The organism is Jiella marina, from assembly GCF_024359545.1.
In the GTDB taxonomy this organism is placed as follows: Bacteria; Pseudomonadota; Alphaproteobacteria; order Rhizobiales; family Rhizobiaceae; genus Jiella.
In genome coordinates, this window is sequence record NZ_JAKQZG010000003.1 from 139,435 (window position 1) to 165,508 (window position 26,074).

24 protein-coding genes are annotated in these 26,074 nt (G+C 63.4%); 15 read left to right on the forward strand and 9 right to left on the reverse strand.

From position 1 onward, the window contains the following. Nucleotides 1-46: 46 nt before the first annotated feature. From MF134_RS06750 to MF134_RS06785, 8 genes are all read left to right on the forward strand, one after another. Complete coding sequence (locus tag MF134_RS06750; protein ID WP_255338663.1) at nucleotides 47-1,219, forward strand: AI-2E family transporter; 1,173 nt, start codon at nucleotides 47-49, stop codon at nucleotides 1,217-1,219. Between the two features lie 200 nt (nucleotides 1,220-1,419). Then, nucleotides 1,420-1,824, forward strand: coding sequence for a DUF6152 family protein (locus MF134_RS06755; RefSeq protein WP_255338664.1), 405 nt, complete (start codon nucleotides 1,420-1,422; stop codon nucleotides 1,822-1,824). Nucleotides 1,825-1,835: 11 nt separating this feature from the next. Beyond that, complete coding sequence (locus MF134_RS06760) at nucleotides 1,836-2,315, forward strand: DUF6644 family protein (protein WP_255338665.1); 480 nt, start codon at nucleotides 1,836-1,838, stop codon at nucleotides 2,313-2,315. A 125-nt stretch (nucleotides 2,316-2,440) separates the two neighbouring features. Continuing rightward, nucleotides 2,441-2,980, forward strand: coding sequence for a hypothetical protein (locus MF134_RS06765; protein ID WP_255338666.1), 540 nt, complete (start codon nucleotides 2,441-2,443; stop codon nucleotides 2,978-2,980). Nucleotides 2,981-3,301: 321 nt separating this feature from the next. Beyond that, nucleotides 3,302-4,318 (forward strand): COG3904 family protein, encoded by a 1,017-nt coding sequence (locus MF134_RS06770; RefSeq protein ID WP_255338667.1) that lies wholly within the window; start codon nucleotides 3,302-3,304, stop codon nucleotides 4,316-4,318. Nucleotides 4,319-4,895: 577 nt separating this feature from the next. Continuing rightward, nucleotides 4,896-6,515 (forward strand): BCCT family transporter, encoded by a 1,620-nt coding sequence (locus tag MF134_RS06775; RefSeq protein WP_255338975.1) that lies wholly within the window; start codon nucleotides 4,896-4,898, stop codon nucleotides 6,513-6,515. Between the two features lie 192 nt (nucleotides 6,516-6,707). Further along, nucleotides 6,708-7,247, forward strand: coding sequence for a formaldehyde-activating enzyme (gene fae, locus MF134_RS06780; RefSeq protein ID WP_255338668.1), 540 nt, complete (start codon nucleotides 6,708-6,710; stop codon nucleotides 7,245-7,247). A 143-nt stretch (nucleotides 7,248-7,390) separates the two neighbouring features. Continuing rightward, nucleotides 7,391-8,146, forward strand: a complete 756-nt coding sequence (locus MF134_RS06785; protein WP_255338669.1) for a sulfite exporter TauE/SafE family protein — start codon at nucleotides 7,391-7,393, stop codon at nucleotides 8,144-8,146. A 641-nt stretch (nucleotides 8,147-8,787) separates the two neighbouring features. Here the strand turns inward: MF134_RS06785 and MF134_RS06790 are convergent. From MF134_RS06790 to MF134_RS06805, 4 genes are all read right to left on the reverse strand, one after another. Then, nucleotides 8,788-9,222: a GIY-YIG nuclease family protein gene (locus MF134_RS06790; protein ID WP_255338670.1), complete on the reverse strand. Its 435-nt coding sequence runs from the start codon at nucleotides 9,220-9,222 to the stop codon at nucleotides 8,788-8,790. 816 nt (nucleotides 9,223-10,038) lie between these two features. Continuing rightward, nucleotides 10,039-11,850, reverse strand: coding sequence for a translation elongation factor 4 (gene lepA / locus MF134_RS06795; protein WP_457589960.1), 1,812 nt, complete (start codon nucleotides 11,848-11,850; stop codon nucleotides 10,039-10,041). A 100-nt stretch (nucleotides 11,851-11,950) separates the two neighbouring features. Next, a complete protein-coding gene (ruvC, locus tag MF134_RS06800) occupies nucleotides 11,951-12,469 on the reverse strand; it encodes a crossover junction endodeoxyribonuclease RuvC (protein ID WP_255338672.1) in 519 nt (172 codons plus the stop codon). A gap of 208 nt (nucleotides 12,470-12,677) precedes the next feature. Further along, entirely contained in the window at nucleotides 12,678-13,031 is a 354-nt protein-coding gene (locus tag MF134_RS06805; protein WP_255338673.1) for a hypothetical protein, read from the reverse strand. 337 nt (nucleotides 13,032-13,368) lie between these two features. On the opposite strand from MF134_RS06805, the gene MF134_RS06810 reads away from it, so the two are divergent. After that, the gene (locus tag MF134_RS06810) at nucleotides 13,369-13,590 is read left to right on the forward strand and encodes a hypothetical protein (RefSeq protein ID WP_255338674.1); all 222 of its coding nucleotides are present in this window, start codon (nucleotides 13,369-13,371) and stop codon (nucleotides 13,588-13,590) included. Between the two features lie 274 nt (nucleotides 13,591-13,864). Here MF134_RS06810 and MF134_RS06815 read toward each other — a convergent pair whose 3' ends face one another. The 3 genes from MF134_RS06815 to MF134_RS06825 all read right to left on the reverse strand — a co-directional run bounded on the left by MF134_RS06815 (nucleotide 13,865) and on the right by MF134_RS06825 (nucleotide 16,682). Next, entirely contained in the window at nucleotides 13,865-14,614 is a 750-nt protein-coding gene (locus tag MF134_RS06815; RefSeq protein WP_255338675.1) for a YebC/PmpR family DNA-binding transcriptional regulator, read from the reverse strand. Nucleotides 14,615-14,733: 119 nt separating this feature from the next. After that, nucleotides 14,734-15,654 carry a polysaccharide pyruvyl transferase family protein gene (locus MF134_RS06820; RefSeq protein ID WP_255338676.1) on the reverse strand — a complete coding sequence of 307 codons (921 nt, stop codon included), beginning with the start codon at nucleotides 15,652-15,654 and terminating at the stop codon, nucleotides 14,734-14,736. Nucleotides 15,655-15,887: 233 nt separating this feature from the next. Beyond that, the gene (locus tag MF134_RS06825; RefSeq protein ID WP_255338677.1) at nucleotides 15,888-16,682 is read right to left on the reverse strand and encodes a hypothetical protein; all 795 of its coding nucleotides are present in this window, start codon (nucleotides 16,680-16,682) and stop codon (nucleotides 15,888-15,890) included. 51 nt (nucleotides 16,683-16,733) lie between these two features. Between MF134_RS06825 and MF134_RS06830 the strand changes: the two genes are divergently transcribed. Further along, nucleotides 16,734-17,093 carry a hypothetical protein gene (locus tag MF134_RS06830; RefSeq protein ID WP_255338678.1) on the forward strand — a complete coding sequence of 120 codons (360 nt, stop codon included), beginning with the start codon at nucleotides 16,734-16,736 and terminating at the stop codon, nucleotides 17,091-17,093. Between the two features lie 23 nt (nucleotides 17,094-17,116). On the opposite strand, the gene MF134_RS06835 is transcribed toward MF134_RS06830, so the two are convergent. After that, nucleotides 17,117-18,361, reverse strand: a complete 1,245-nt coding sequence (locus MF134_RS06835; RefSeq protein WP_255338679.1) for an MFS transporter — start codon at nucleotides 18,359-18,361, stop codon at nucleotides 17,117-17,119. 25 nt (nucleotides 18,362-18,386) lie between these two features. Then, nucleotides 18,387-18,785 (reverse strand): acyl-CoA thioesterase, encoded by a 399-nt coding sequence (locus MF134_RS06840; protein ID WP_255338680.1) that lies wholly within the window; start codon nucleotides 18,783-18,785, stop codon nucleotides 18,387-18,389. A 231-nt stretch (nucleotides 18,786-19,016) separates the two neighbouring features. Here MF134_RS06840 and MF134_RS06845 point away from each other — a divergent pair, with 231 nt between their 5' ends. The 5 genes from MF134_RS06845 to iolD all read left to right on the forward strand — a co-directional run bounded on the left by MF134_RS06845 (nucleotide 19,017) and on the right by iolD (nucleotide 26,070). Further along, nucleotides 19,017-20,108, forward strand: a complete 1,092-nt coding sequence (locus MF134_RS06845; protein ID WP_255338681.1) for a CobW family GTP-binding protein — start codon at nucleotides 19,017-19,019, stop codon at nucleotides 20,106-20,108. Continuing rightward, nucleotides 20,108-21,085 carry a WD40 repeat domain-containing protein gene (locus MF134_RS06850; RefSeq protein WP_255338682.1) on the forward strand — a complete coding sequence of 326 codons (978 nt, stop codon included), beginning with the start codon at nucleotides 20,108-20,110 and terminating at the stop codon, nucleotides 21,083-21,085. The genes MF134_RS06845 and MF134_RS06850 overlap by 1 nt, the downstream gene beginning before the upstream one ends. Nucleotides 21,086-21,269: 184 nt before the next feature. Beyond that, nucleotides 21,270-22,106 (forward strand): MurR/RpiR family transcriptional regulator, encoded by an 837-nt coding sequence (locus MF134_RS06855; protein ID WP_255338683.1) that lies wholly within the window; start codon nucleotides 21,270-21,272, stop codon nucleotides 22,104-22,106. A gap of 209 nt (nucleotides 22,107-22,315) precedes the next feature. Further along, entirely contained in the window at nucleotides 22,316-24,229 is a 1,914-nt protein-coding gene (locus MF134_RS06860; protein WP_255338684.1) for a bifunctional 5-dehydro-2-deoxygluconokinase/5-dehydro-2-deoxyphosphogluconate aldolase, read from the forward strand. Next, a complete protein-coding gene (gene iolD / locus MF134_RS06865) occupies nucleotides 24,226-26,070 on the forward strand; it encodes a 3D-(3,5/4)-trihydroxycyclohexane-1,2-dione acylhydrolase (decyclizing) (protein WP_255338685.1) in 1,845 nt (614 codons plus the stop codon). The genes MF134_RS06860 and iolD overlap by 4 nt, the downstream gene beginning before the upstream one ends. The last annotated feature ends 4 nt before the right edge of the window (nucleotides 26,071-26,074 follow it).

Here is a 26,074-nt window from a genome sequence, read left to right on the forward strand (position 1 = left end):
GGTCGGCAAATCGTTCGTTACAGGGCGACACTGAGAAGGGGTGAGAGTGTCGTCCGAGAAAGACCCGCATCGACGCCAGGAGCGCTCGTCGATTTCGCCCACGATCGGCCTGATCAACAGCCAGAGCTTCCACACCGGCCCGCGTTGGGCGGTGATCGGCATTTTCTTCATCCTCTTCTTCGGGGCTCTTTACCTCACGTCGAGCTTTCTCCTGCCGGTGATCCTCGCCCTGCTGTTTGCCCTCGTCATGAGCCCGATCGTCCGCTTCCTGCGACGCCGCCTGAGGATCTGGGAGCCGATCTCCGCGCTGGGGCTGGTCCTTGGAGCGCTGACTACCCTCGTCTTCGGCTTCTACATGCTGAGCGATCCCATCACCAATCTCGTCAATGACTCACCGCGTTATATCGCTGCCGTCGATTCCGAGCTTCGGTCGATCCGCGATCGCTTCGATCGCCTGGAAAGCGCGCAGCGGCAGGTCGAGCAAGTGGCCGAACAGGACAATGCGGGACCGCCATCCTCGGACGAACCGCAGGAAGTCGTGGTGCGCAATCCCGGACTGCTGGACAACGCCACGGTCGTGGTCCCGCAGGTGCTGGCGTCGATCGCCTTTGCCTTGATCTTCCTGTTCTTTCTTCTCGCCTCGGGAGACCTCTTCTATCAGAAGCTCGTGCGGGCCATGCCGACGCTCGCCGACAAGAAGCGGGCCCTCCACATCGCCCACGACATCGAACGCGAACTCTCGCGATATTTGTTCACGATCACCGTTATCAATATCGGCCTCGGGATCGCCGTCGGCACCTGCCTTTGGTGGGTCAACATGCCGACACCGGCGGTATTCGGGGCTCTGGCGACGCTGCTGAATTTCATTCCCTATCTCGGTTCGCTGGCAGGCATGGCCTTGGTGGGGGTGATCGCGCTCGCCGAGTTCGGAAATCTCGGCAATGCGGCCGTGCCGGTGCTTCTCTATCTCGCCTGCACGACCATCGAGGGCCAGTTCCTGACGCCGATGATCGTCGGGCGCCGCCTGGAGATGAACGCCGCGGCGGTTTTCCTGTCGGTGGCCTTCTGGGGCTGGATATGGGGTGGCGTCGGCATGTTTCTCGCCGTGCCGCTGATGGTCTGCATCAAGGTGTTCGCGAGCTATGTCGAGCCGCTTTCGGCCTTTGGCGACTTCCTTTCCGCCGAACATCCCCGGCACGCCGAGGATGACGAGGACTGACGTTCGTTCCGCGTTCTGATCGTCGCCACCTTGAAGCATACCTCACGGTCAGTTGTGCGGAGCGTCTGGTGCCTCGAGCGGCAGCCGACCCTACGTGGGCGGGCAGTTGGAACACTGGCTGAGCCTCTCTCGCAAACCTGAAATCAGATGCGCGAGAGATCGGCTGGGCCACGGGCCGGACCAAGCGAAGGATAGAAATGATGACACGCCGCAACGAGATTCGAGCCGCCATGATCGCTGCCAGCCTGGTCGGGGCAGCGGCTGTGCCGCTGACGGCCTACGCCCATCATGGCTGGTCCTGGACCGAAAGCGAGGAGAGCCGGCTCTCCGGCGAGATCACGGAACTTTCTCTCGGCAATCCCCATGCACATCTTCAGATCGTCAATGACGAGGGGAGATGGGAAGTCGACCTGGCTCCGCCCTATGCCACGTCGCGCGCCGGCTTCGTCGAAGGCGTGGCTCAAGTCGGCGATACGGCGTCCTTCACCGGCCATCGTTCCAGCGATCCCGGCGAATTGCGTTTCAAGGCGGAGACCATCACCGTCAACGGCAAGACCTATGACGTCTATCCCCGGCGGGAGAAGAGCCTGAAGCCGCAGGCCTGAGTGTTCGAGCGTTGTTGGAGGACGTCCTCGCCGCCATTGCCGGCTCCACGCCGGCTCTGGCGTTGAGGACATCGCTCGTCGCCTATCCAGTCCTCAATGCGGTGCATATCCTGGCCTTCGCGACGCTCTTCGGATCGATCCTCGTTCTTGATCTGCGATTGGTCGGCGCGTTGCGGAGCATCCCGGTCGAAGCGCTGGCGCGATATGTGCCGAGGATCGCGGCAACGGGGCTGATGCTCGCTCTCGTGACCGGGGCGCTCTTGTTCGCGGTCTCCCCGCAGGACTACGCCGTGAACCGCCCTTTCCAGATCAAGCTCCTGCTCGTCGGTTTGGGCACGGCGCATGCCATTTTCGTCCACCGGAGTTCGGACTGGCGACGGCTTCGCGCCGAGGGAAGCATCAGCGCCGGACTGGCGGTCTCCGGCGCAATCTCGATCGTCATCTGGGTGTCGGCGATCCTGGCCGGCCGGTTCATCGCCTTCGTGGAATGATGAGGCCCCGAACCATGCGACGGCCTCGATGCGCGTTTGCAGGCGGGAACGATCGACTTCCCGCTTGGCATCACGCCGGGATCGGCCCATCCTGACCGATGTTTCGGGTGGGAAGGATGCGGACGATGCGTCAACTGGTGGGGCTCATGCGCGGTACGTTCGCGATTCTGGCGCTCATTCTCGTTGTTTCCACGGCCCGCGCCGAGATCCCGGGTCTGAATGAACTGATCACCGGCGTCTTGGGGGACGCTGCGCTGGTCGAGACATTTTCCGGCCGACGGTTTCAAGGGGTCTACAGTGACGGCAGCTTCTGGCACGAGAGCTACGACACGGGTGGTGCCCTGACCTACCGCGACGCGGCTGGGCAATGGGCGGGCGACTGGAGCGTCAGGAACGCACGGTTGTGCACCTTCTACCGCTCGGACGAACTGGTCGGCGGCTGCTTTCTCGTCGCCCGGCGTGGCAAGAACTGCTTCGACTTTTATGCGGCGAGCCTTGCCCATGAGCCGATGGCAAGCGGCGAAGACATACGCCGCGGGCGGAACTGGACAGCGCGCGGGTGGACCGTCGACGGCGAGCAGACCTGTCCGGACGATACTCTGGATCTGGCGTTCCGCACCGAGTGGACAATTGTCGTGACGGGGGTATCCTTCACACACCGCTGAATTCGGCCCAGAGCAACGATAAAGGGCCAGGGTAATCGGGTGAGTTCACGCGGCTGATATGACGGTTTTGAGGAATGTTTCGTCCCAGCTGGCGGTTATTCGCTTGAGATTGTTCGAATCCTTGCCGGGCGCCAGACGCAGAAAGTCTGCGGCGACTGGCCGACCGTGCCACCCCTCTTGACGAACCGCGCGGTCTCGGAGTTGCATAAGGAACGATGTCACTATCCCAGCAGTGGCAAGTTTGAATTCGTCTGACTGCACCCGAAAATTCACGGTGCACATGGTGATACGAGATATTGTCTCAACACTGCGAGGTCTCGCATGTTTCGATTGCTCGTTCACACGCTCGCCTTTCTCAGCCTCGTCCAGACCGTCTTCGCGGAGGGCTGGGAGGACCGGATCGCCGACGCGCGGTCACGAGCTCGCGCGATTGAGACGTGGGCAGAAGGGTACGGGTGGGACTACAACAGCGTTGGACGGATGATACGCTCCGTCGACGTGTCGGCCATCCGATGCCAGGTCCTTGCCGAGATGATGGGGATCGGCGATATTTCAGAGTATATGAGATATGTCAGTCCGCGGCCGGACGAAATTCACAGTCCGCCGGCGGGTTCGATCGATCCGGACGCCTATGACTTCAACCAGATCCTGGGATATTCGTGGAATCTCAACACCTGGGTGATCGCGGTTGAAGAGTTTCGGTCCATGAACGGCGATCAGCGCGCCGAGGTCTGGGAATTGTCCTGCCACGGACAGCACGGTATTCCAGAAGGACTGCTTGGGCCCGATTGGAATACGTCGGCGAGCTTTCGCGTTGATGACGGAATTCTATACGTGCTGGGCGATATCGTGCCTGGGTTCTTCAAAGAGTTTGAGGCGGTTCTGTCGAAACACGAGATCCGTGTCATCAACCTCGGCAGCCGCGGCGGAAGCGTCAAGGACGCGATGCAGGCGGGCGAGCTAATCCGGGAGCGAGGGTTAATCACTGCTCTCTACGCCGATTGCGAATCCGCCTGCCCGCTGATTTTCATGGCCGGCGTCCCACCGCGCATCCTTGTTAGTCCGAAACAAGTCTACCGGATCGGTTTTCACCAAATCTCGGCTAACGGCGTCGCGATCCCGCTCGACAGTCCAGCCTACAGGATCATCGGGGCCTATGTGAAGAGGATGGGGGTGGATGATGGGTTCGTCCTCAAAGCGATGCGTAGCACTCCGCCGGACGGTATGTATTTTCCCGAGCTCGGGACGCTGTGCGCAGCAGGTCTGATCACCTATACGACCCAGAAAGTGTCGTATGATTGCCCCATGCCCGCCTCGGAGAACGCGGAAAATCGGTAACCGGGCGAGGACCGACCTGGAACGAAGTGTCCCAGCGGGGCCGTGCGGACCGGGCCAAACACCGGGACCAAATAGCTACCCCACCAATAGCGGCGCCGAAATTCTCGTCGAGGTCGAAGAGACGGCGAAGAAGGGTACGCGTCCTGCCGACTGATTCAGACTCTCAACGTCCTCTCACCACAAAACGCACCCGATTGCTCTAGAGAAAGGGCCGGCTCACCTTCCGGAGCCGGCCCTTCTCTTGTCTTGATATGTCGAAGGTCAGACGCGCCGGGGCGCGTGCGACGGCGCGCGGCGACGCCGCGACGGTCCGCGGTGCAAGAATTTCTTGGCGACCCAACCGACAAAAAGTGACTTCAGAATGCTTCTGATCATGTTTGCCTCCAATTCTATCTTGGAAAAGACAATGCATGAATCAGAGGATTGGTTGCGGCGGCGGGACCGTTTCGGCCCGAGAATGAGAATAGTTCGGTCACTTGACGGAATTTGCGCATGGATCAGTTAGCTTGGAAATCATCGCAACATCCCTGCTCGCGAGGTTCCTTTGGCTACAACCGAGAACGATTACACGCGCGGAGTGGAAACCGGCCGACTGGGTCCGTTTCCCAGTGTCAGTCCTCCGGTTTTCCTGACATCCGCGGGTTTGATCCTCGGTTTCCTCTTGTTCGGCGTGATTTGGCCGGAGTTCGCCAACACGGTCTTTCAGGGCGCCAAGACGGCGATCGCTGATTATTTCGGCTGGTTCCTGATCTGCGTGACGAACCTCGCCTTCGTGTTGACGGTCTATCTGGCATTCAGCCGCTATGGCGACATCCGGCTCGGCGCCCAGACCGAGACGCCGCAATACGGGCTTCTGTCCTGGATGGCGATGCTGTTTTCCGCCGGAATCGGCATCGGGCTACTCTACTGGGCGGTGGCCGAACCGCTTTATCACTTCTTCGCCCCGCCGCTCGGCGAACCGGAATCCGTCGAAGCAGCGAAGCAGGCCATGGTGCTGTCCTTCTTCGACTGGGGCCTGCATGGCTGGGGCATCTACTGCATTGTCGCCCTGTCGCTCGCCTATTTCCACTATCGTCAGGGCCTCCCGCTCTCGATCCGCTCGGTGCTCTATCCGCTGATCGGCGAGCGCATCTACGGCCCGTGGGGGCATGCGGTCGATATCCTCGCCGTCTTCGGGACGATGTTCGGCGTGGTCACCTCGCTCGGCCTTGGCGTGATGCAGATCAGTTCCGGGCTCGAGACCTTTCTCAGCACTCCCGACAATGTCATCGTCCAGTTGATCCTGATCGCCATCATCACGGGCTTTGCGACGATTTCGGTGATGCTCGGGCTCGACGGCGGGATCAAGCGCATCTCCACCCTCAACATCTATCTGAGCTTCCTGCTTCTCGCCTTCGTGGTGATCGTCGGGCCGACGCTCTACATTCTCGACAGCTTCGTCGAGAATGTCGGCAATTACATCACCGGCTTCGTGCAGTTCTCGTTCTGGGTCGAGGCCTATTCCGATACCGACTGGCAGGTGGACTGGACGCTGTTCTACTGGGCTTGGTGGATTTCCTGGTCGCCTTTCGTCGGCATCTTCATCGCGCGCATTTCGCGCGGGCGCACGGTTCGCGAGTTCCTCCTGGGCGTGCTCCTCATTCCCACGACGATCCTGTTCTTCTGGTTCACCGCCTTTGGCGGGACCGCCGTGAAGATGGAACTCGACGGCAATCCCGGCCTGATCGAGGCCACCAAGGAAAGCTATGGCAGCGCGATCTTCAAGCTGATCGAGTTCTTCCCCGGCACGCCGCTGATCGGTCTCATCATCATCGTGATGATCGTCGTGTGGTTCGTGACCTCTTCGGACAGCGCGAGCTTCGTGATCGACATGCTCACCGCCGGCGGTCACGCGGACCCGCCGCGCATCCAGCGCCTGTTCTGGGCGATCGCCGAAGGCTGCATCGCCGCGATGCTGCTCGTCGCCGGCGGTCTGCAAGCACTGCAGGCGGCGGCCGTCGTCGCCGGTTTCCCCTTCGCCTTCGTGCTTCTCATCATGATGTACAGCCTGTTGCGCGGGCTCGGGCGCGACAAGCTGGTGCTCTATCGATACGAGCAATGGTATCGGACGGAAAAGGAAACGGACGTGAACACGCCCGACCCCTATCGCGACGAGCACGCGCTGAAAGGCCCGCCACAGGTCGCGAGTGGCGGGTAGGGCGCTCTCTCTCCGTTTGTCCGCTGCTTCTGGCGTCGGGGCCACTAGGGCCGGCGCCGCAATTGGCGGCAATCCATGACGCAAATCGATCTTCGTTTTCTTCGCTGTTGATCTACAGACGGCATGGCACCCCATTTGCGGGCCCTTGAACCGTATCGCCGCGGGCCCCGATCTCTTCGAAGAGGACATTTCATGACCGAAATCATCATGCGCGCCGGCGAGGCGACGGTCTTTGCGGCCGAGGGCCAGGCGACCGACGCCATGCCGGAAGTCGTCATCGGCTCCGTATCCGGTCCGGTGGGCCATGCCTTCGCCGGCATGCTCGGCCAGACCGTCGGTCACACCCGCATGTTCGTCGTGCGCGACTGCAACCAGATGGTCCGCCCGGCCACCATGATGACCACCAAGGCGACGATCCATTCGGAAGCCTATGTCGAACTGCTCGGCGGCGTGGTGCAGGCGGCGACGGGCGACGCGATCGTCGATTGCGTGATCGACGGCGTCATTCCGAAGGGGCTCATCGACGACATCTGCATGATCGTCACCATCTGGCTCGATCCGCGCTGCGCCGAGGACGAGAATCTCGACAGGGCCGATCTCTACCGCACGAACTACGAGGCGACGAAGCTCGCCATCGCCCGCGCCATGACGGGCGAGCCGACGATCGACACGCTGATCGAAAACCGCAAGACCGTTAAGCACTACGCTCTCGACGGCGTGGTCGAGTATTGAGACGACGCGCCGGCCTCTTGTGTCGATTGGCACGGGGGCCGGCGCGATGACCTGCGGGCGGGCACGAATTTTCGCGCGCCGCAGGCGAAACCGCCGCCGCGATCGCGTATGAGACGCCAAATGTCTCTGCGCTGATTCCCGCCATGTCCCTTCTCGTCATTCTCCTCCTCTTCCTCGCCGGCTTCGCCACGGGCGCGATCAACGCGGTGGCCGGCGGCGGCACCTTCATCTCCTTCGGCGCCCTGTCATTGATCGGGGTGCCGCCGATCTCCGCCAACGCGACCTCGTCGATCGCCGGGCTTCCCGGCTATTTCACCTCGACGCTGCCCTATCTAAAGGACATCCGCACGATCTGGCGCGGCATTCTCGTCTTGGCGGTGGTGTCGATCCTCGGCTCGCTGCTCGGTGCGCTGATCCTCCTGTGGCTGAACGATGCGCAGTTCTCGGCGGCCGTCCCCTGGCTGCTTCTCGGCGCGACGGGTCTCTTTGCAGCCGGGCCGTGGCTGAAGCCGAAGCCGCGCGAGGCGGCCGAGCGGACCGAGCGCCGCGGTCTCGCCGCACCGCTGATCCAGTTCGTGACGTCGATCTACGGCGGCTTCTTCGGCGCCGGCATGGGGATCATGATGCTGGCGACGCTGGGCCTCACCGAAAGCGGCGACTATCACCGCCTCAACGCCATCAAGAACGTGCTGGCCAACGTCATCGCCCTCGTCGCGATCGTGGTCTTCGTCTCGGGCGGGGTGGTGAACTGGGCGGGGGCGCTCGCGATGATCCCAGGCGTCGCGCTCGGCGGCTATTGCGGCGTGTGGATCGCCAAACGCGTGGCGCAGATCGCGGTGCGCATCTTCGTCATCGCGGTGGGGCTGTTTCTGGCGGGCTATTATTTCGTGACGGGCTGAGGCCCTTCCGATCGGCGGACGCGCCGCATCGTTTCCGCGCCGGATCGCCCGGCCGGGCTTTGAGGGACCGCCCGAAGGCAGCAGGGGTCGCCGTCCGGCGGGACGGCGGGATGCCGGAGGCAGACCCTCCGAACTTGTGTTTGTACGGTCCGCCTCCGGCATCCCGCGCGGCGTCTTACGGTCTCGAATGGATCGCTCTTTCCCGCTGTCTTGCGACTTCCGGAACGCTGCCACGTTCCGGGCGGGCTGTCGCGACGGCGGCTGGCGCATCCCGGGTGCCCCCGGTTAAGCGGCCCATTCCCGCGCATCTCCCGGTAGGGAGCTGGGTCCAGCGGCGCCTCGAAACCGTCCGCTCCGTCCCGCCCTCCGGAAGAGCAGGGCGTCCCGGACACCGCCCGCCGGCCCCCGAACGATCCCGGTGATCATTCGCGCCCGTTCCGTGGGCCGGCGGTGGCGGGATGATAGGCGAGGGGGACGGGGTGGGGATAAGTTTTTCGGAAGTGAGGCGGCGGCATTGGGTCAAAAGGGGAATTTCGGTTTCTTAGGTGTGTCTTGGTGGAGAGCGGCACATCGGCCAACACGCCTCCTGGATACTTTGTCCGGAGGCGGCAAGGCTCGATGTGTTTAGAAACCATGCCAAGCTAAGTCGTCTTCTGCACGCTCGATTCCTGCATCTTAAACTTTGAGAGGGTTAGGTTCTGGCGATCCATTTCAGTCACAAATTCGACCATGCCCTCGTTATACCAATAGATAAAATCTACTGAATTGCGGTCGGGATTATCGTCGGCGAAGGCGCCAAACCCGTCTAAAAAGTACTGCTCCATTTCGTTGTCGTCGTCGAATTTGAACCATTCGCCAGAGTACCAGTGGCGGACGAGAGCAGTGTGCAAGCAACGTTCATGATGACTGATTCCCCACAACGGCTTGCGTGCAATAAGCTTCATGTCTGGGAGCCAAGTCTTGGCAGCCTTCAGCCTGTCCTTTTCCGTTTTCGTTTTGCCAAGCTTGTACCGGCCGTTGTCCTCAATGAGGTAAAGATAGCCTGGATCAAGGCGCTGGATCTGCCAAACCGGCATGACAGTTCCTTCTCCGCTGAAAATCACTCGCATTCCTCTCGACTCAGTCATGCATTCGGTGGCTTAAAATTCCCGGGCTCCACAGCGCGGTGAGGCTTCGTGTAGCCTTGGAAGATTCCCTTATTGCATTAGCATAGACGGTATTCGATCGGCTGTTTCGTCGGTCCTGTATAGTAGCCGTCTGCGTAGCACGGCATCTAGACGGCAGCTTCCAGCATCGCCTCTTCCCTCGTCCTTCGACAGGCTCAGGATGAGGGAAGAGGGGTTGCGGCAAGTCGCGGGCTTTGGTTTGGCGCTTGGGGGCGCGGTGGAGGGGAACAGGCGCTGTCGCTGCTGGGGCTTTCGCACAACGTCTCAGTAGACCCTCATCCTGAGCCTGTCGAAGGACGAGGGGCGCTTGGCGCAGACTGAAGCATTGCCCTCGTGGTTCGCCCTTCGACAAGCTCAGGGCCTCAGGATGAGGGAAGAGACGGGATGCGGCAAGTCGCGATCGCTGCTCTGGTGCGTGGGTCGGCGCTGGCCCCTTGCGAATGGTGGCTTTCGATGCAGGGCTTTCATGCAGCGGCGTTGCAGTAGTCCCTCATCCTGAGCTTGTCGAAGGGGGAGGGACGCTTGGCGCCGTGTTGCCTTTTCCCTCCTCCTTCGACAGGCTCAGGATGAGGGAAAAGGGGGTGCGGCAAGTCGCGGGCGTGGTGGTTTGGTATCTGGGATTGGATGGTGGTGAGGGGTGAGAGGAGGTGTTGCCGCAGCCGGCTGCGTCCCAGTAGCCCCTTATCCTGAGCCTGTCGAAGGGGGAGGGGCGCCTGGCCTGGCCCCTCAACTATCCATCTTCAGCGCCGCAATGAACGCCTCCTGGGGGATCTCGACCTTGCCGAACTGGCGCATGCGCTTCTTGCCCTCTTTCTGCTTTTCGAGGAGCTTGCGCTTGCGGGTGGCGTCGCCGCCGTAGCATTTGGCGGTGACGTCCTTGCGGAGCGCTGAGATGGTCTCGCGGGCGATGACCTTGGCGCCGATCGCCGCCTGGATCGGGATCTTGAAGAGGTGCTGGGGGATCAGCTCCTTCAGCTTCTCGCACATGGCCCGGCCGCGGCGCTCGGCCTGGGTGCGGTGGACGAGCATCGACAGGGCGTCGACCGGTTCGCCATTGACGAGGATCGACATCTTCACAAGGTCGCCCTCGCGATATTCGATCATCTGGTAGTCGAAGGAGGCGTAGCCCTTGGAGATCGATTTCAGCCGGTCGTAGAAGTCGAAGACGACTTCGTTGAGGGGGAGCTCATAGGTCAGCATGGCGCGCTTGCCGACATAGGTGAGGTCGGACTGGATGCCGCGCCGCTCCTGGCAAAGCTGCAGGATATTGCCGAGATAATCGTCCGGGGTGAGGATCGTCGCCCGGATCCAGGGCTCTTCGATATGATCGATCCGGACCACGTCCGGCAGGTCGGCCGGGTTGTGGAGCTGGAGCATCGAGCCGTCGTTCATGTGGACGTCGTAGACGACGGACGGCGCCGTCGCGATGAGGTCGAGATCGAACTCGCGGGAGAGGCGCTCCTGGACGATTTCGAGATGCAGAAGGCCGAGGAAGCCGCAGCGGAAGCCGAAGCCGAGCGCTGCCGAGGATTCCATCTCGAAGGAAAAGCTCGCATCGTTGAGGCGAAGCTTGCCCATGGCAGCTCTGAGATCGTCGAAATCGGCGGCGTCGACCGGGAAGAGGCCGCAGAAGACCACGGGCTGGGCCGGCTTGAAGCCGGGCAGCATCGTCTCGGTCTGGCGCTTGTCCTCGGTGATCGTGTCGCCGACGCGGGTGTCGGCGACTTCCTTGATCGAGGCGGTGATGAAGCCGAGCTCGCCGGGGCCGAGCGCATCCACCAACACCATCTTCGGGGTGAAGACGCCGACCCGGTCGACCGGATAGCGGGCGTCCGTGCCCATCATGCGGATGGTCTGGCCCTTCTTCAATTCGCCGTCGATGATGCGCACCAGCACGATGACGCCGAGATAGGCGTCGTACCAGCTATCGACCAGCATCGCCTTGAGCGGCGCCTTGCGGTCGCCTTCCTTGGGGGCGGGGAGGCGATGGACGATGGCTTCGAGCACGTCCTCGATGCCAAGATTGTTCTTGGCCGAGATCATCACCGCGTCGGAGGCGTCGAGGCCGATGACCTCCTCGATCTGCTCCTTGATCCGGTCGGGCTCGGCCGCCGGCAGGTCGATCTTGTTGAGGACCGGCACGATCTCGAGATCGTTGTCGAGGGCGAGATAGACGTTGGCGAGCGTCTGAGCCTCGACGCCCTGCGCCGCGTCGACGACGAGCAGTGCGCCCTCGCAGGCCGAGAGCGAGCGCGAGACCTCATAGGCGAAGTCGACATGGCCGGGCGTGTCGATGAGGTTGAGGACATAGGTCTCGCCGTCCTTCGCCGTATAGTGCAGGCGGACGGTCTGGGCCTTGATGGTGATGCCGCGCTCGCGCTCGATATCCATCGAATCGAGCACCTGATCCTTCATCTCGCGGGTATCGAGCCCGCCGGTGTTCTGGATCAGACGGTCGGCAAGGGTCGACTTCCCGTGGTCGATATGGGCGACGATCGAGAAGTTGCGGATGCGCGAAAGCGGCGTGTCGGCGGGCATGGTGCTCATGCGCCGCGATATAAAGACAGTTAACGCGTCTTGGAAGCGTCAGAGAGCCCGCGGGGGGATAGATTTTGCCGCATGGTGGAGGGCGGGGGGCCTATCGCCCGGCGAAGGCGGCCCGCGCGGTTGCCGACTGGCGGTGATGGCTGTGGCAGATGGCGATGGCCAGCGCGTCCGCCGCATCGTCCGTGTCGAAGCTCGCCTTCGGCATCAGCACCTTCACCATCATGTGGATCTGCTTCTTGTCGCCATGGCCGACGCCGATCACCGCCTTCTTGACCGCATTCGGCGCATATTCCGCCACCGGCAGGCCAGCGAGAGACGGCACGAGAAGGGCGATGCCGCGGGCCTGGCCGAGCTTCAAGGTCGCCACCGCGTCCTTGTTGACGAAGGTCTGCTCCACGGCGGCTTCGTCCGGGCGGTGATGGTGGATGATTTCGGAGAGGCCGTCATAGAGCTGGCGGAGGCGGGAGGGCAGATCGCATTTGGCATCGGAGGTGACCGTGCCGCTGGCGACAAAGCGCAGCGAGTTGCCGAGGGTCTCGACGATGCCCCAGCCGGTCCGGCGAAGGCCCGGGTCGATGCCGATAATGCGGATGGGAGCCTCCGTTAACATTTTATTCAATCCTTCCTCTACCCGAATCGGCGGTCATTGGATAGACGAAACGTGAACAAACGGGAAACTTCGTCGTCGAAGGGCGTTCTCCCCTACCCCGGCGCTCCTCAAGCGGTCAGATGAATGCGATTCCAGGGATGGCGGGGCCGCCGGCCTCGAGGTCGTGAGGTCGCGTCTTTGGCGATCGGCATCGAATGCGCGTCGTCGCTCATTTGCGGTAATAGACGGCGTCGTTTCCGCGGGTCTGGCCCAGGGCCTGCAATTGGGCGGGGGTCGCCTTCATCGCCTGGCTGGCAAACTGCAGACCGGCCAGGTTGCCCGACAACCACGCCAGCGACCCGACCTGGAACGTCTTGTCCGAGACTTCGAAAACGATGATCTTCTTGGGCAGGGGCCGGTCTGAATGCCGGCTAAGCCGCATGCCGCCACTCGAGACGTCGACGCACAGGCAGTCTTCGATGAATTGACCGTGAATGGTCAGGAGTTTCACAGGCCGCAGGCGCGTGCGTCGTCGTTGCCAGCGGCGCCGATTACTCGGATCTGGGATGATCTCGTCTTCCATCGGATGGGGCACTCTGCATGGTTTTTCATGCACTTAAGTCTTGTTCTCAAACGTTAAATTATGCCGAACTTATATCGTTACCGTTAGCTGGCTAAAATATCGGTGCAGTCTAGATTGAGCTATTCCAAGTTGAGTCTTGTCGAAATTATCTTAAATTTGAACAACGCGACGAAAGAGGACTTCGAAAGCTGATTTGTACCTCGAGGCGGGGAGCTGCCGGTATCGCCGCGCGGGCAGGGGTTGCAGAGGTACGAGGATCGATACGTCTTGCGCGGGCCCTCGCAAGCAGGGCATGACGGTATCAGAAGAGATTTCGATCAGGCCGAGGTCCAGTGCGATGAGTTCGGAGAACCCAGCGGTCAGGATTGTCGGTCTGAATCACGATCTCGACCGGCAGCGGTCCTTCGTCGTGCTCGTCTGGGAAGACGATCCCGAGAAGCGGCTCTCACTGCCCGTGCGTTTCGGATGCGAGTTGGGCGACTTGGCGGGTGAGGCCGAAAAGGCTGTCCGCGACTTGTCGGTCGAGCTCGCATCGTTGCGGATCGCGCCCGGAGCTTGACGCGAACCTCGGCGTAGCGGCGACCGCTTCCTGACTTTATGTCGGGAGCGCGTGCTGACGGCGGTGCCCTGCGTTCGAACTGAGCGCGCGCATCGGCTGTTGACTGGCAACCAAAGCATTGCGGCGCTTCGGCCCCGCTGCAGGTGGCGCTGAACCTTTCTCGCCCCAAGGCGGTCTCTTGGGAGTGTCGCTCGAGCGGTTCGGATTTGACCGCCACGGGCTCGCATGCGTCCGCCCGATGGGGATCAGGCCGGTCTGCGCTGGTGATCCGCTGTCAGGCAGCCGAAAGCTTCGCCATCACCTCTTCGTCGACCTCGAAATTGGCATAGACGTTCTGGACGTCGTCGTCGTCGTCGAGATTGCCGATCAGCTTGAGGACGCTCTGGGCCTTGTCCTCGTCGACCGGGGTGCCGGTCTGCGGCTTCCAGATGGCGCGCACGCTCTCGGCCTCGCCGAGCGAGGATTCCAGGGCGGTGGAGACGTCATTGAGGTCCTCGAACGCCGTGACAATCGTGTGGCCGTTCTCGTCGGAGACGACGTCCTCGGCGCCGGCCTCGATTGCGGCTTCCAAGACTGCTTCGGCATCGCCCACCGAGGCCGGGTAGACGATCTCGCCGACCTTGTCGAACATGAAGGAGACCGAGCCCGTCTCACCCAGCGACCCGCCGGACTTGGTGAAATAGGAGCGGACGTTCGAGGCCGTGCGATTCCGGTTGTCGGTGAGAGCCTCGACGATGACGGCGACGCCGCCCGGGCCGTAGCCCTCGTAACGGACTTCCTCGTAGTTTTCGCTGTCGCCGCCGGCCGCCTTCTTGATGGCACGGTCGATATTGTCCTTCGGCATCGACTGGGCCTTGGCGTTGTTGATCGCCAGGCGCAGGCGCGGGTTCATGTCCGGGTCTGGCATGCCCTGCTTGGCCGCGACGGTAATCTCGCGGGCGAGCTTGGAAAACAGCTTGGAGCGGGCGGCATCCTGCCGGCCCTTGCGATGCATGATGTTCTTGAACTGTGAATGGCCGGCCATGCGGGCACCTGCTTCTGGATCGTCGACGGCGATGAGGAGTTGCCGTCATATAAAAAATGTTGTCGCAAAGGTCCAGATTCCCGTCGGGCCAAGCCTCGCGCCCGACAACCCGATTCCCTTCAGAGAAAATTGCCGTCAGCGAGAAAATCGTCTCGAAGCGGCCAGCGTTGATCCGAGAGCGAGACTGCCTTGTGAAAGGGGAAGGCTTCGAAAAGCGGCTTTTCGTCGAAATCGTAGAAGGATCGCTGCTTTTCACACCAGTCCAACACCACCTGCCAGTCCATGAGGCGTTGACGCGGCCAGATGACGGCCGGGACGGTTTCGCGACCGAGGATCGAGTAGAGATCGCGCATGCGGTGGTCCAGAACGCGCGGCTCCGTCATGGTGATTTCGCAAGGGCCTCGCGTGAAGCCGGGACCGAAGAAGAAAGAAGGGATGCCCAGGCTTTCGGCAATGACGAGACCATGCAGCGAGGTCGAGAGGATCGTGCGACACCGGCCGATCTGACGGACCACCTCGCCGACGCCTTCCACCGAGCGGTGGGCAATCGGATTGATGAAGCAGACTCGCTGCTTCAGGGATTGCGGGAGATGGTAGCGTTTCAGTTCCGGCTTGACCTGTGCGTCGGGCCGCTTTGCCGTCCACTCGGTAAAATGAAGGACGACGCCGATGTCGTAACTCTTCTCCTGGTTCGCGTGCTCGGGCCAGATGCGGTTTGCAAACCAACCGGGATCACCGAAGGCATCCTGAGTGGTCATGGCATGATCGGCGAGGGTTGCCTGTGTCATGCGGCCCCGGCAGGCGGCGAGATGAAACCGGGTATCGGGCGGAACCCGGTATCCGTCTTCCCCGACATTCGGCCCGTGGCGAACGGTGTCGATTCCCGTGCCCCAGAAATACACCGTGCCCCCCGCGAAGTTCTGGGCAATCGTTCCGATTCCGGAGAGGCGGATCTCATCCGAAACGAAAGGCACCTTTCGAATCCGGTGACCGGAAATCGCGCTGACGACGATCGGGCTGAGCGCGTCTCCGAAATTCACATAGGGATCTTCTTGCGGCATGCTCGCCCAGGTCAGGCTTATCTCGTCTTTTGCTCTGGACCTTGCAACGTGAACTGCTTTCTGAAAGCGGGAGGACAGCGGGCCGCGAGAAATCGAAATCATGTCACCTCAAGCGCGGTGGGACGCACGAACCGCTTCTAGCCATCCCCGCATTCTCCTGTCCAGCGAGAGCCCACTCGTCACTCTGCCGTCGGGGTTTGGGGAAAGCGCGGTCAACGGGTCCGATCGGCGGTGTCCGGCGTCGGCGCGCGCATTCCTCCAAACATTTGATTTTGCCTGTCCGGAAAGTTAGGCGTCCGTGCCCAGCGCTTTGCTCCGCGATGACGACGACCCCGGAGCGGCCCGCAGGCTGTGAAGAAATCGCATTCGGATTTGTCGTAACAATGCTTGATCCCCTTCGGATGGACGCCCGCGCCTGGGTCGACAGGTTGCATCGTCGCTTCGGCGAAATGACGATCGCCGTCCCAGAGGCGTTGCGAGACGATTTCCCCGGTACGGTGGACTATTCGCCTTCGGCCGATGCTCTTCTGTTCGATCGGGCCATGCTGAATATTGTCCCTGTCGAGGTTCTGCAGGAAATCGCTTCCTGGACCCTCGTCTTCCGCAATCCGCGTTTCGTTCTTTTCGTCCGCGATCCCGGCTTTGTCCCGCCATCCCTGCGTCGCCTCATCCCATCGCGGGAATTGCTTGATCGAAGGTTTGTCAGACGGTTGCGGGCCTACCTGGATGACATTTCGAATGGACGATATTCGGGCCAGCAGACAGTTTTCCTGCACATCCCCAAGACGGCCGGGACCTCGATTTCCCATGCTGCCTGGCGCCGATTTCACCGAAGCCTGCAGTTGCGATCGGTCGACGAACTTCGCCGGGCCGTTCCCCATCTTTCGGCATATGACTTCATTTCCGGGCACGTCACGTTCGAGGCGGCGAAAGCCGTTCTGCCCGACGCACAATATGTCACGCTCTTGCGGGATCCGCTCGATCGCCTGATCTCGGCGGCGGGTCATGCACGGCGGCCCTCCGAAGACGAACAGAGTCTCGGCCCTGGCATGCGGGCCATGCGTGAAACACGCCTGAAGGCGTTCCTGGATACGCGGGGCGGCCGTTTGGAGGTGTTCATGCAGAACTGGATCATCGGAGGCAACGCAGGGCCTCTGCCAGAGGCGCACATGCGAGAAAAGCTGGATCAAATCGCGGCGGGGACGGTCGAGGATCTCGACGGATTCCTCGCGCGGCACGGGCACCACCTCAGGATCGGGCCCGGAGATGTCCCTCGAAAGAATGTCACCGCAAACCGCGATGCGCTCGTGCCTCAGGAAGAGGTCGACGAGGCGTTGGAGGCGCACGGGGACATGCTGGAAGAGGCGCGGGAGATCTATCGCATGGTCCGGCAGCGCGAACTCGCTCTGGCCAGGTGATGTCGCGAGCCCCGACCGTTCGATCATGACGAATTGGAGTGCTCTTCCTGGCCCGGCGAGCGAGGCTCATTCGAGGGGCCCCACGGTCGCTCGCTGATCCCAGCGAAACTCGTCAGGGCGAGGCCCGCGAGCGCCGTCATCAAGATCAGCACGAGGTCGTAGCCGCCGACCGTCCAGATCAGCGATCCCAGGAAGGGCGCGAGCGCGACGCCCAGCGTGTAGACACGGGCCATGCGGCCGCTGATCGCGCCGAAATTGGCATCGCCGAGCGATTCCCGGAGCATGACCGGACGCATGATGCTGATCGTGCCGTAGCCGCTGCCTTCGAGAAGGACGAAGAGGATGACGAGGACCGGCCAGAAATGCGTGCCGAGGAGGCACAGCGCGGCCAGGCCGACGGCGATACAGGCGGAAAAGGCGATCCAGCGGCTCGTCACATGGCGTTCCACACCGAGAATGCCGAGCCGGCCGACCACCTGCATCGGGCCGACGGCGGCGGCCGCGAACACCGCCATCGCCTCGCTGAGCCGGGCGGCATCGAGGATCGGGAGGAGATGGTTCATCATCAGCGAATGCACGCTGCCGAGAAGCGCGAAGCCCATGGTCAGGCGCCAAAAGGTTTCGCGCTTCCACACGCCCTGCAGGGAAGGCGGCGAGGCGCCCCGTGACGGTCGGGGCGCGGCCGTGTGCCGGGCGTCCTGGCGCGCCTGTCGCTCCAGCCGCACGCTGCCGAACCAGAGCAGCGGCAGGCCGCCGAAGAACACGAGGAGGGCCGTGGTCCGGCAGGCAAGACGCCAGTCTCCGGCCTCGGCCACCACATGGATCAGCGGAAAGGCGAGGGTGCCCGCCAGACCGGCAACGAGGGTGACATGGGTGATCGCGCGGCGCGCATCCTTGCCGAGCGCACGGGTCATCAGCGCGAAGCAGGGCTCATAGAGGGTGCCCGCCATGACGACGCCGAGGCCGAGCCAGACCAGGGCGAAGTGGAATGGACTCTCCACCTCGGCCAGGAGGAGCAGCAGGATCGCGCCGGTCGCGGCGCCGAGCGTCATCAGCAGCGGCCCGCGCCCACGGTCGATGAGCCGCCCGGCCAGGGGGGCGGTGAGGGCCGAGAGGATGATCGCGCCGGCAAAGCTCGCCGTCAGAAACGGCTTGCCCCAACCCTCCACCTCGCCCCAGCGCAGGAGCAGGGCAGGGAATGAATAGTAGAACGCTGCCCAGACGATGGTCTCGCCGAAGGCGAGAGCCGCGACGGTCAGGCCGAGCACGGCGCAAACGGCTTGTTTCTGCGGATCATTCCAGGGTCTCGGCCGGGATCGGCGCCGGGCGGCCTTCATCGTCGATCGCCACCATGACGAAGGTCCCTTCGGTGACCTTGGTGCGCTCCTTCGAGGTGCGCTGGCGCGCCCACGCCTCGATCGCAAGGGTGATCGACGTCCGGCCGACCTTCTCGATCGTCGTGTAGACGCAGAGCGTGTCGCCGATCTTCACCGGCTTCTTGAAGACGAGCGCGTTGATCGCGACCGTTGCGACGCGTCCGCGGGCCCGCTCCGCGGCGCGAACGCCGGCGGCGAGATCCATCTGCGAGACCACCCAGCCGCCGAAGATGTCGCCATTGGCGTTGGCGTCCGCCGGCATGGCCGGGATCCGCACGGTCAGTTCGCCCTTCGGCAAGGCGTCGCTTTCGTCCATCGCTGGTTTCCTCGGTCATCCCACGATTCGGCCTTGCGACCGCGCGGCTATAGGAAGCCCCGAAGGTCGCGGCTGCAAGGGCTGTTCGATGCCCCTGGATCATTTGCCGGCACGACCGCGCAGAGATTGTCACGACCGCTCTTCTTGATTCTCTCCCCCGTGCAATCTGGCGGAGGCCGGATTATATGCGGCGTCGATCAGACGATACCGCTAGCCAGAAAGAGGCACGCCATGTCCGAGACCGCCAACACCGCCGAGCAGATCCCCGTAACCGTTCTCACCGGCTATCTCGGCTCCGGCAAGACGACGCTGCTGAACCGCATCCTTTCCGAGGATCACGGCCGCAAATATGCGGTCATCGTCAATGAATTCGGCGAGATCGGCATCGACAACGATCTGATCGTCGAATCCGACGAAGAAATCTACGAGATGAACAATGGCTGCGTGTGCTGCACTGTCCGCGGCGATCTCGTTCGCGTGGTGCAGGGGCTGACACGCCGCCGCGGCCGCTTCGACGCGATCGTCGTCGAGACGACCGGCCTCGCCGATCCGGTTCCCGTCGCGCAGACCTTCTTCATGGACGAGGATGTGCGGGCCAAGACCGCGCTCGACGCGGTGGTTGCCCTGGTCGACGCCAAGCATCTGCCGCAGCGCCTGAAGGATTCCCGGGAGGCGGAGGACCAGATCGCCTTTGCCGACGTCGTGCTTCTGAACAAGACCGACCTCGTGACGCCGGAGGAGCTTGCCATCGTCGAAGCGACGGTGCGCACGATCAATCCGCACGCCGTCATCCACCGCACCGAGCGCGCCGGCGTCGATCTGGGCAAGATCCTCGGCCAGCGCGCCTTCGACCTCACCCGTGTGCTCGACAATGATCCGGCCTTCCTGGAGGACGTGCATCACAGCCATGAGGATCATGTCTGCGGGCCGGACTGCGACCATGATCATCACCACCACCATCACGGTCACGAGCATCATCACCACGACCATGGGCCGGCCGAGATCCACGACGTGACGGTGAAGTCCATCTCGCTGAGGGGCGGCGAGATCGATCCGAAGAAGTTCTTCCCCTGGATCCAGGCGCTGACTCAGGAGCAGGGGCCGAACATCTTGCGGCTCAAGGGCATCATCGCGATCGCCGACGATCCCGACCGCTATGTGGTTCAGGGCGTGCACATGATCATCGAGGGCGACCACCAGCGGGCCTGGAAGCCGGACGAGCCGCGTGTGAGCCGGCTGGTCTTCATCGGCCGCGACCTCGACGCGGAGACGCTGGAGGCCGGCTTTGCAGCCTGCGCGGCGCGCGCGAAGGCGCCTGCCTGATGCCGTCGATTGCGGCCTATGATTTCGGCGAGTTCGTCGAAACCGCCTGCTTCCTGAAGGATCAGCCGGCGTTTGCGCTGGCCGACGGGACGCTGCGGCTGCCCGCCGGCGGCGAGACGGTCCTGGCGCTTCACGAGGGCGGGCTTCTCTGCGCGACACCCGACCCGTTCGGCAAACGCCTTCTCACGGGAGGAGAAGACGGGCGCGTTGTCTCGGTCGCGGCTGACGCGAGTTTCGAGGAGGTTGCGTCGATCGGGCGCAAATGGGTCAGTGCCGTTGCCGGCGGGCCGCAGGGCGCGGTGGGCCTCGCCTCCGGGCGCAGCGCCTATGTCCATCGGCCGAAGAGCGAGCTCAAGGAAATCAGGCACGAGCGCACCGTCGAGGGCCTCGCCTTCGCGCCCAAGGGGCTGCGTCTCGCGATCGCGCGCTATGACGGGGCGTCGCTCTATTTCCCGGCGACGGACGCGGAGCCCGTTTCGCTCGAATGGAAGGGCGCGCATCTCGATGTCGCCTTTTCGCCGGACGGGCGTTTCCTGGTGACCACGATGCAGGAAAACGCCCTGCATGGCTGGCGGATCGACGATGGCCGGCACATGAAGATGACCGGCTATCCGTCCAAGGTGAAGGACTGGTCCTGGTCGGCCAAGGGCAAGTATCTGGCGACTTCCGGCGCCCCCGCGGCGATCCTCTGGCCGTTCTCCGGCAAGGACGGGCCGATGGGCAAGGCGCCGCTGGAGCTTGGCACGCGCGGCGACACGATGGTCACGGCCGTTGCCTGTCATCCGGCCGAGGACATGCTCGCCATCGGCTATCAGGACGGCATGATCCTCGCCGTGCGATTTCTCGATTCCAAGGAAGCTCTGCTGCGCCGTGGTGGAGGTGGCCCGGTCCAGACGATGGCCTGGGACGAGGGCGGCCGGCTTCTGGCCTTCGGGGCTGAGACGGGTGAGGCCGGCGTCATCGACATCGCGGGATAGGGCGGTGGCGAAGTCGCCCGTTGCGTAACTGCTTGCGAGTTGGCTGCGGTTGCCGGTCAATCCCTCAAGGCGGGCTATCCCGCCGACCACACGGGCGTGTCGATCCACGCCAGATATGGAATATTCGTTCCATTTACCTCGCATCCCGTTATAACGGCGTCTGGCGAGGCAGGTGGAGACGGCCATGACGCGATCGTTGGATCCGGCGATCCAGGCACCGGAAAGCGTATCGGAGCTTCTCGAAAGGCTCGACCGGATTGCCGGCACGCTGCCGAAGCGGCTCGGCCAGTGCGCGGATTTTCTGCGTCACAACATCCATCTCGTCGCCGTGTCGACGGTGGCCGATCTTTCCGCGGGTGCGGGCGTCCAGCCATCGGCCTTCATGCGCTTTTGCCAGGCTCTCGGTTTCTCGGGATTCTCCGAGATGCAGGCGTTGTTTCGCGCGGAGTATCGCGAGTTCCGTCCCGACTATTCCGAGCGGCTGTCGCAGTTGCGGCGGGGCGGCGATGACAGTCCGGCATCGCTGGCGGCGAGCTTTGCCGAGGCGGGGCACAAATCGCTGGTGAATTTGGTGAATACGCTGGATCATCGGGCTCTCGCCCGTGCCGCGGAGATTCTTGCTGACGCCGGAACGATCCATCTGGTCGGGCTTCGGCGCGCCTTCGCGATCGTCAGTTCCATGGGATACCTCCTGGACAAGATGACGGTCCCTGCGGTGGTTCATCGCACCTTCGGCCAGATCGAAAGCGATCACGCCATCCGCTCCGGCGACGCCCTCTTGGCGGTCACCTTCGCTCCCTATTCCCCGGAGACGCTGGAGCTCGCAATCCGGGCGGCCGAGCGCGGCATACCCGTGATTGCCCTCAGCGATACGGCAGAGTGTCCCTTGCGAGATGTCGCGGAGGCGCTGCTCGTGGCGCGCGAGATGGAAGTCGGCGCGTTCCGGGTGCCGACGGCGGCCTTGACGCTTGCCACCTCGCTGGCAGTCGCCGTCGCGCAGAGGCGCGAGAGTCGCGATTGACAAGCCGGCGTCGCAAGGTCCAAATGGAATAAATCTTCCATATCGGGTGGCATGCCTGGGCCGCGATCGGAAGAGCGGAGGATTGCCGCAGAGGGGCGGACTGGGCGCAAAGACGCCCGGCAAAATATCGACGGGCGCGAATGGTGGGACACAATGGGTGGCGTCGTGAAGATGCCCCGGTTCAAACGGCCGTTGGAGGGAATAGTCTGATGCCAAAGACACTCGACGTGATCACCATCGGCCGCTCGTCGGTCGACCTCTACGGCGCGCAGATCGGCGGCCGGCTGGAGGAGATGGGCTCCTTCAACAAATATATCGGCGGCTCGCCGACCAATATCGCCTGCGGCACGGCACGGCTCGGCATGAAGTCGGCGGTCATCACCGGTGTCGGCGACGAGCATATGGGCCGCTTCATTCGCGAACAGCTCGAGGCCGAAGGGGTCGATACGCGCGGCGTCAAGACCGATCCCGAGCGCCTGACCGCGCTGGTGCTGCTCGGCATCCGCGACGACGAACAGTTTCCGCTGATCTTCTATCGCGAGAACTGCGCCGATATGGGCCTGTGCGAGGACGATATCGATGAGAGCTTCATCTCCGAGGCCCGCGCCGTGGTCGCCACGGGCACGCATCTCAGCCATGAACGCACGGAGGCTGCCGTCAAGAAGGCGCTGACGCTCGGCCGACAGCATGGCGCGCGGACGGCGCTCGACATCGACTATCGCCCCAATCTCTGGGGCGTGGCGGGTCATGGCGAAGGCGAGAGCCGCTTCGTCGAGAGCCGGGCGGTGACGGAAAAGCTCCAGTCGACACTGCACCTCTTCGACCTGATCGTCGGCACGGAAGAGGAATTCCACATCGCCGGCGGCTCGACCGACACGCTCGAAGCGCTGAGAGCGGTCCGGAAGGTCTCGGAGGCGACGCTGGTCTGCAAGCGCGGCGCGGCCGGCGCGGTCGCCTTCACCGGCGCGATCCCCGACAGCCTCGATGACGGCGAGGCCGGACCCGGCTTTCCGATCGAGGTCTTCAACGTGCTGGGCGCCGGCGACGGGTTCTTCTCAGGTCTCCTGAAGGGTTGGCTCACGGATGAGGACTGGCCGACGGCGCTGAAATACGCCAATGCCTGCGGCGCCTTCGCCGTCTCGCGCCATGGCTGCACGCCGGCCTATCCGAGCTGGGAGGAACTGCAGTTCTTCTTCAAGCGCGGCATCGTGCGCAAGGATCTTAGGAATGACCGTGAGCTCGAACAGGTGCACTGGGCGACCAACCGCAAGGGCGATTTTTCGACCATGCGGGTCTTCGCCTTCGACCACCGCATCCAGTTGGAGGAAATGGAAGGGGCGAGCCCCGAAAAGATCGGCGCCTTCAAGGAGCTTTGCCTCCAGGCGACGCTGAGGGTCCAGGACGGGCGGTCCGGCTACGGCCTGTTGTGCGACTCGCGCCTCGGCCGCAAGGCGCTGTGGCAGGCGGCCGGTACGGGGCTATGGATCGGGCATCCGGCCGAATGGCCGACATCGCGGCCGCTGACATTGGAGCCGGAACTCGGCCTCGATTTCGGCGGCCTTGCCGAATGGCCGAAAAGCCACGTGGTCAAGGTGTTGTGCTTCTGCCACCCCGATGACGATCCGGCGATGTGGGTGGATCAGGAAACCACGGTCATGCGGCTCTTTTCTGCCGCCCGGCGCAACGGGCTGGAAATGCTGCTGGAGATCATCCCCTCCAAGGTCGGGCCGGTCGATGACATGACCAACGCCCGGATCATCCAGCGCTTCTACGATCTTGATGTCTATCCCGACTGGTGGAAGCTCGAACCCTTCACGACGCAAGCGGCCTGGAAGAACGCGGTCGACACGATCGAGCGGAACGATCCCCATACGCGCGGCATCGTCGTTCTCGGCCTCGACGCGCCGGAGGCGGAACTGGCCGCCTCCTTCGAACTCGCGGCGAAGTTTCCCCTGGTCAAGGGGTTTGCCGTGGGACGCACGATCTTCGCGCAGACCGCGCGCGACTGGCTGGCCGGCAAGGTTTCCGATACCGAGGCGGTCGAGACGATGGCAGCGAATTTCGCGCGGCTTTGCGCCATCTGGGATGCGGCCCGCGGCAAGGCAGAGGAGAATGCGGCATGAGCGAGACGATCCGGCTGACCGCCGCACAGGCCATGGCGAAATGGCTCTCGGTGCAGATGACCGAGGACGGCGAACGCTTCATCGAAGGCGTCTGGGCGATCTTCGGCCACGGCAATGTCGCCGGCCTCGGCCAGGCGCTGCAGGAAGCCGGCGACGCGCTGCCGACCTGGCGCGGCCAGAACGAGCAGACCATGGCCCATGCAGCGATCGCCTATGCCAAGGCGAGCCGCCGCCGCCGCGCCATGGCGGTGACCTCGTCCATCGGCCCGGGCGCCACCAACATGGTGACGGCGGCGGGCCTCGCCCATGTCAATCGCCTGCCGGTGCTCCTCATTCCCGGCGACGTCTTCGCCAATCGCCAGCCCGACCCGGTGCTCCAGCAGGTCGAGGATTTCGACGACGGCACGGTTTCGGCCAATGACTGCTTCCGGCCGGTGTCCCGCTATTTCGACCGCATCGCCCGCCCCGAACATCTGCTCACCGCTCTGCCGCGGGCGCTGCGCGTGATGACCGATCCGGCCAATTGCGGCCCGGTGACCCTCGCCTTCTGCCAGGACGTCCAGACAGAAGCCTACGACTATCCGGCGGCGTTCTTCGAGCGGCGCGTCTGGCGCATCCGCCGGCCCGAGCCCGATCCGCGCGACGTCGCCGATCTCGCCGGGATGGTCCGCGAGGCGAAAAATCCGGTGCTCGTCTGTGGCGGCGGCGTCATCTATTCGCAGGCCGAGGAGGCGCTGGCCGATTTCGCCAGCCGCCATTCGATCCCGGTCATCGAGACCCAGGCCGGCAAGGCGGCGCTCGCCCAGAGCCATCCGATGAATTTCGGCGCTGCGGGCGTCGACGGTTCGGCGGCCGCCAATCTCCTGTCGGAAAAGGCCGATCTGGTGATCGGCGTCGGCACGCGGTTTCAGGATTTCACCACCGGCTCCTGGGCGCTGTTCAAGAACCCGTCGCTTCGCCTCGCCGCAATCAACGTCCAGGCCTATGACGCCGACAAGCATGGCGCCTTCGGGGTCGTCGGCGACGCGAAGGCGGCGCTCGAAAAGCTCTCGGCCCGTCTGGGCGATCATCGCGCGCCTGAACCCGATCCGCAGTCGCGGCTCGACTGGCTCGCCGCCGTCGACGCCCATTGCGCCGATCCGGGCAACAAGCCGGAAGACTATCGCCCGACCGACGCGCAGGTGATCGGCGCGGTCCAGCGCGCTTCGACCGAAAACACGGTCGCCATGTGCGCCGCCGGCACCATGCCCGGCGCGCTGAAGCTCCTGTGGCAGCCGGCACAGGGCGGCTATCACATGGAATATGGCTATTCCTGCATGGGCTACGAGATCGCCGGGGCAATGGGCATCAAGCTCGCCACCCCCGACAAGGAGGTGATCTGCTTCGTCGGTGACGGCAGCTACATGATGGCGAACTCCGAACTCGCGACGGCGGTGATGCGGCGCATCCCCTTTACCGTGGTCCTGACCGACAATCGTGGCTATGGCTGCATCAACCGGCTGCAGCAGGCCTGTGGGGGCGAAGAGTTCAACAATCTCTATGCATCGAGCAATGTCGAGGTGCAGCCGGAGATCGACTTCGTCGCCCATGCTGCCGCGATGGGGGCCCATGCGGTCAAGGCGCGCAGCATCGCCGATCTGGAGGCCCAGATCGTCGCGGCGCGCAAGCGCGACATGCCGTCCGTGATCGTGGTCGAGACCGATCCGACAGAGGGCCCCGGCGAAGCGGGTGGCGGCCACTGGTGGGACGTCGCGGTCCCGGAAGTCGGCGCCACCGACAAGCTGAAGAAGGCCTATGCCGACTATCTCGACAACAAGGCCCGCCAGCGGTTGGTGAATTAGAGGG

Bases quoted from the DNA above. Each gene is read 5' to 3' on its own strand.
- MF134_RS06755 (WP_255338664.1), top strand. From the start codon at position 1,420: ATGACACGCCGCAACGAGATTCGAGCCGCCATGATCGCTGCCAGCCTG.
- MF134_RS06765 (WP_255338666.1), top strand. From the start codon at position 2,441: ATGCGTCAACTGGTGGGGCTCATGCGCGGTACGTTCGCGATTCTGGCG.
- MF134_RS06770 (WP_255338667.1), top strand. From the start codon at position 3,302: ATGTTTCGATTGCTCGTTCACACGCTCGCCTTTCTCAGCCTCGTCCAG.
- fae (WP_255338668.1), top strand. From the start codon at position 6,708: ATGACCGAAATCATCATGCGCGCCGGCGAGGCGACGGTCTTTGCGGCC.
- MF134_RS06785 (WP_255338669.1), top strand. From the start codon at position 7,391: ATGTCCCTTCTCGTCATTCTCCTCCTCTTCCTCGCCGGCTTCGCCACG.
- MF134_RS06790 (WP_255338670.1), bottom strand. From the start codon at position 9,222: ATGCCGGTTTGGCAGATCCAGCGCCTTGATCCAGGCTATCTTTACCTC.
- lepA (WP_457589960.1), bottom strand. From the start codon at position 11,850: ATGCCCGCCGACACGCCGCTTTCGCGCATCCGCAACTTCTCGATCGTC.
- ruvC (WP_255338672.1), bottom strand. From the start codon at position 12,469: ATGTTAACGGAGGCTCCCATCCGCATTATCGGCATCGACCCGGGCCTT.
- MF134_RS06805 (WP_255338673.1), bottom strand. From the start codon at position 13,031: ATGGAAGACGAGATCATCCCAGATCCGAGTAATCGGCGCCGCTGGCAA.
- MF134_RS06810 (WP_255338674.1), top strand. From the start codon at position 13,369: ATGAGTTCGGAGAACCCAGCGGTCAGGATTGTCGGTCTGAATCACGAT.
- MF134_RS06815 (WP_255338675.1), bottom strand. From the start codon at position 14,614: ATGGCCGGCCATTCACAGTTCAAGAACATCATGCATCGCAAGGGCCGG.
- MF134_RS06825 (WP_255338677.1), bottom strand. From the start codon at position 16,682: ATGACCCGCCGCCGAGATCAGGCGATCGAGCGGATCCCGCAAGAGCGT.
- MF134_RS06830 (WP_255338678.1), top strand. From the start codon at position 16,734: ATGCGTGAAACACGCCTGAAGGCGTTCCTGGATACGCGGGGCGGCCGT.
- MF134_RS06840 (WP_255338680.1), bottom strand. From the start codon at position 18,785: ATGGACGAAAGCGACGCCTTGCCGAAGGGCGAACTGACCGTGCGGATC.
- MF134_RS06845 (WP_255338681.1), top strand. From the start codon at position 19,017: ATGTCCGAGACCGCCAACACCGCCGAGCAGATCCCCGTAACCGTTCTC.
- MF134_RS06850 (WP_255338682.1), top strand. From the start codon at position 20,108: ATGCCGTCGATTGCGGCCTATGATTTCGGCGAGTTCGTCGAAACCGCC.
- MF134_RS06855 (WP_255338683.1), top strand. From the start codon at position 21,270: ATGACGCGATCGTTGGATCCGGCGATCCAGGCACCGGAAAGCGTATCG.
- MF134_RS06860 (WP_255338684.1), top strand. From the start codon at position 22,316: ATGCCAAAGACACTCGACGTGATCACCATCGGCCGCTCGTCGGTCGAC.
- iolD (WP_255338685.1), top strand. From the start codon at position 24,226: ATGAGCGAGACGATCCGGCTGACCGCCGCACAGGCCATGGCGAAATGG.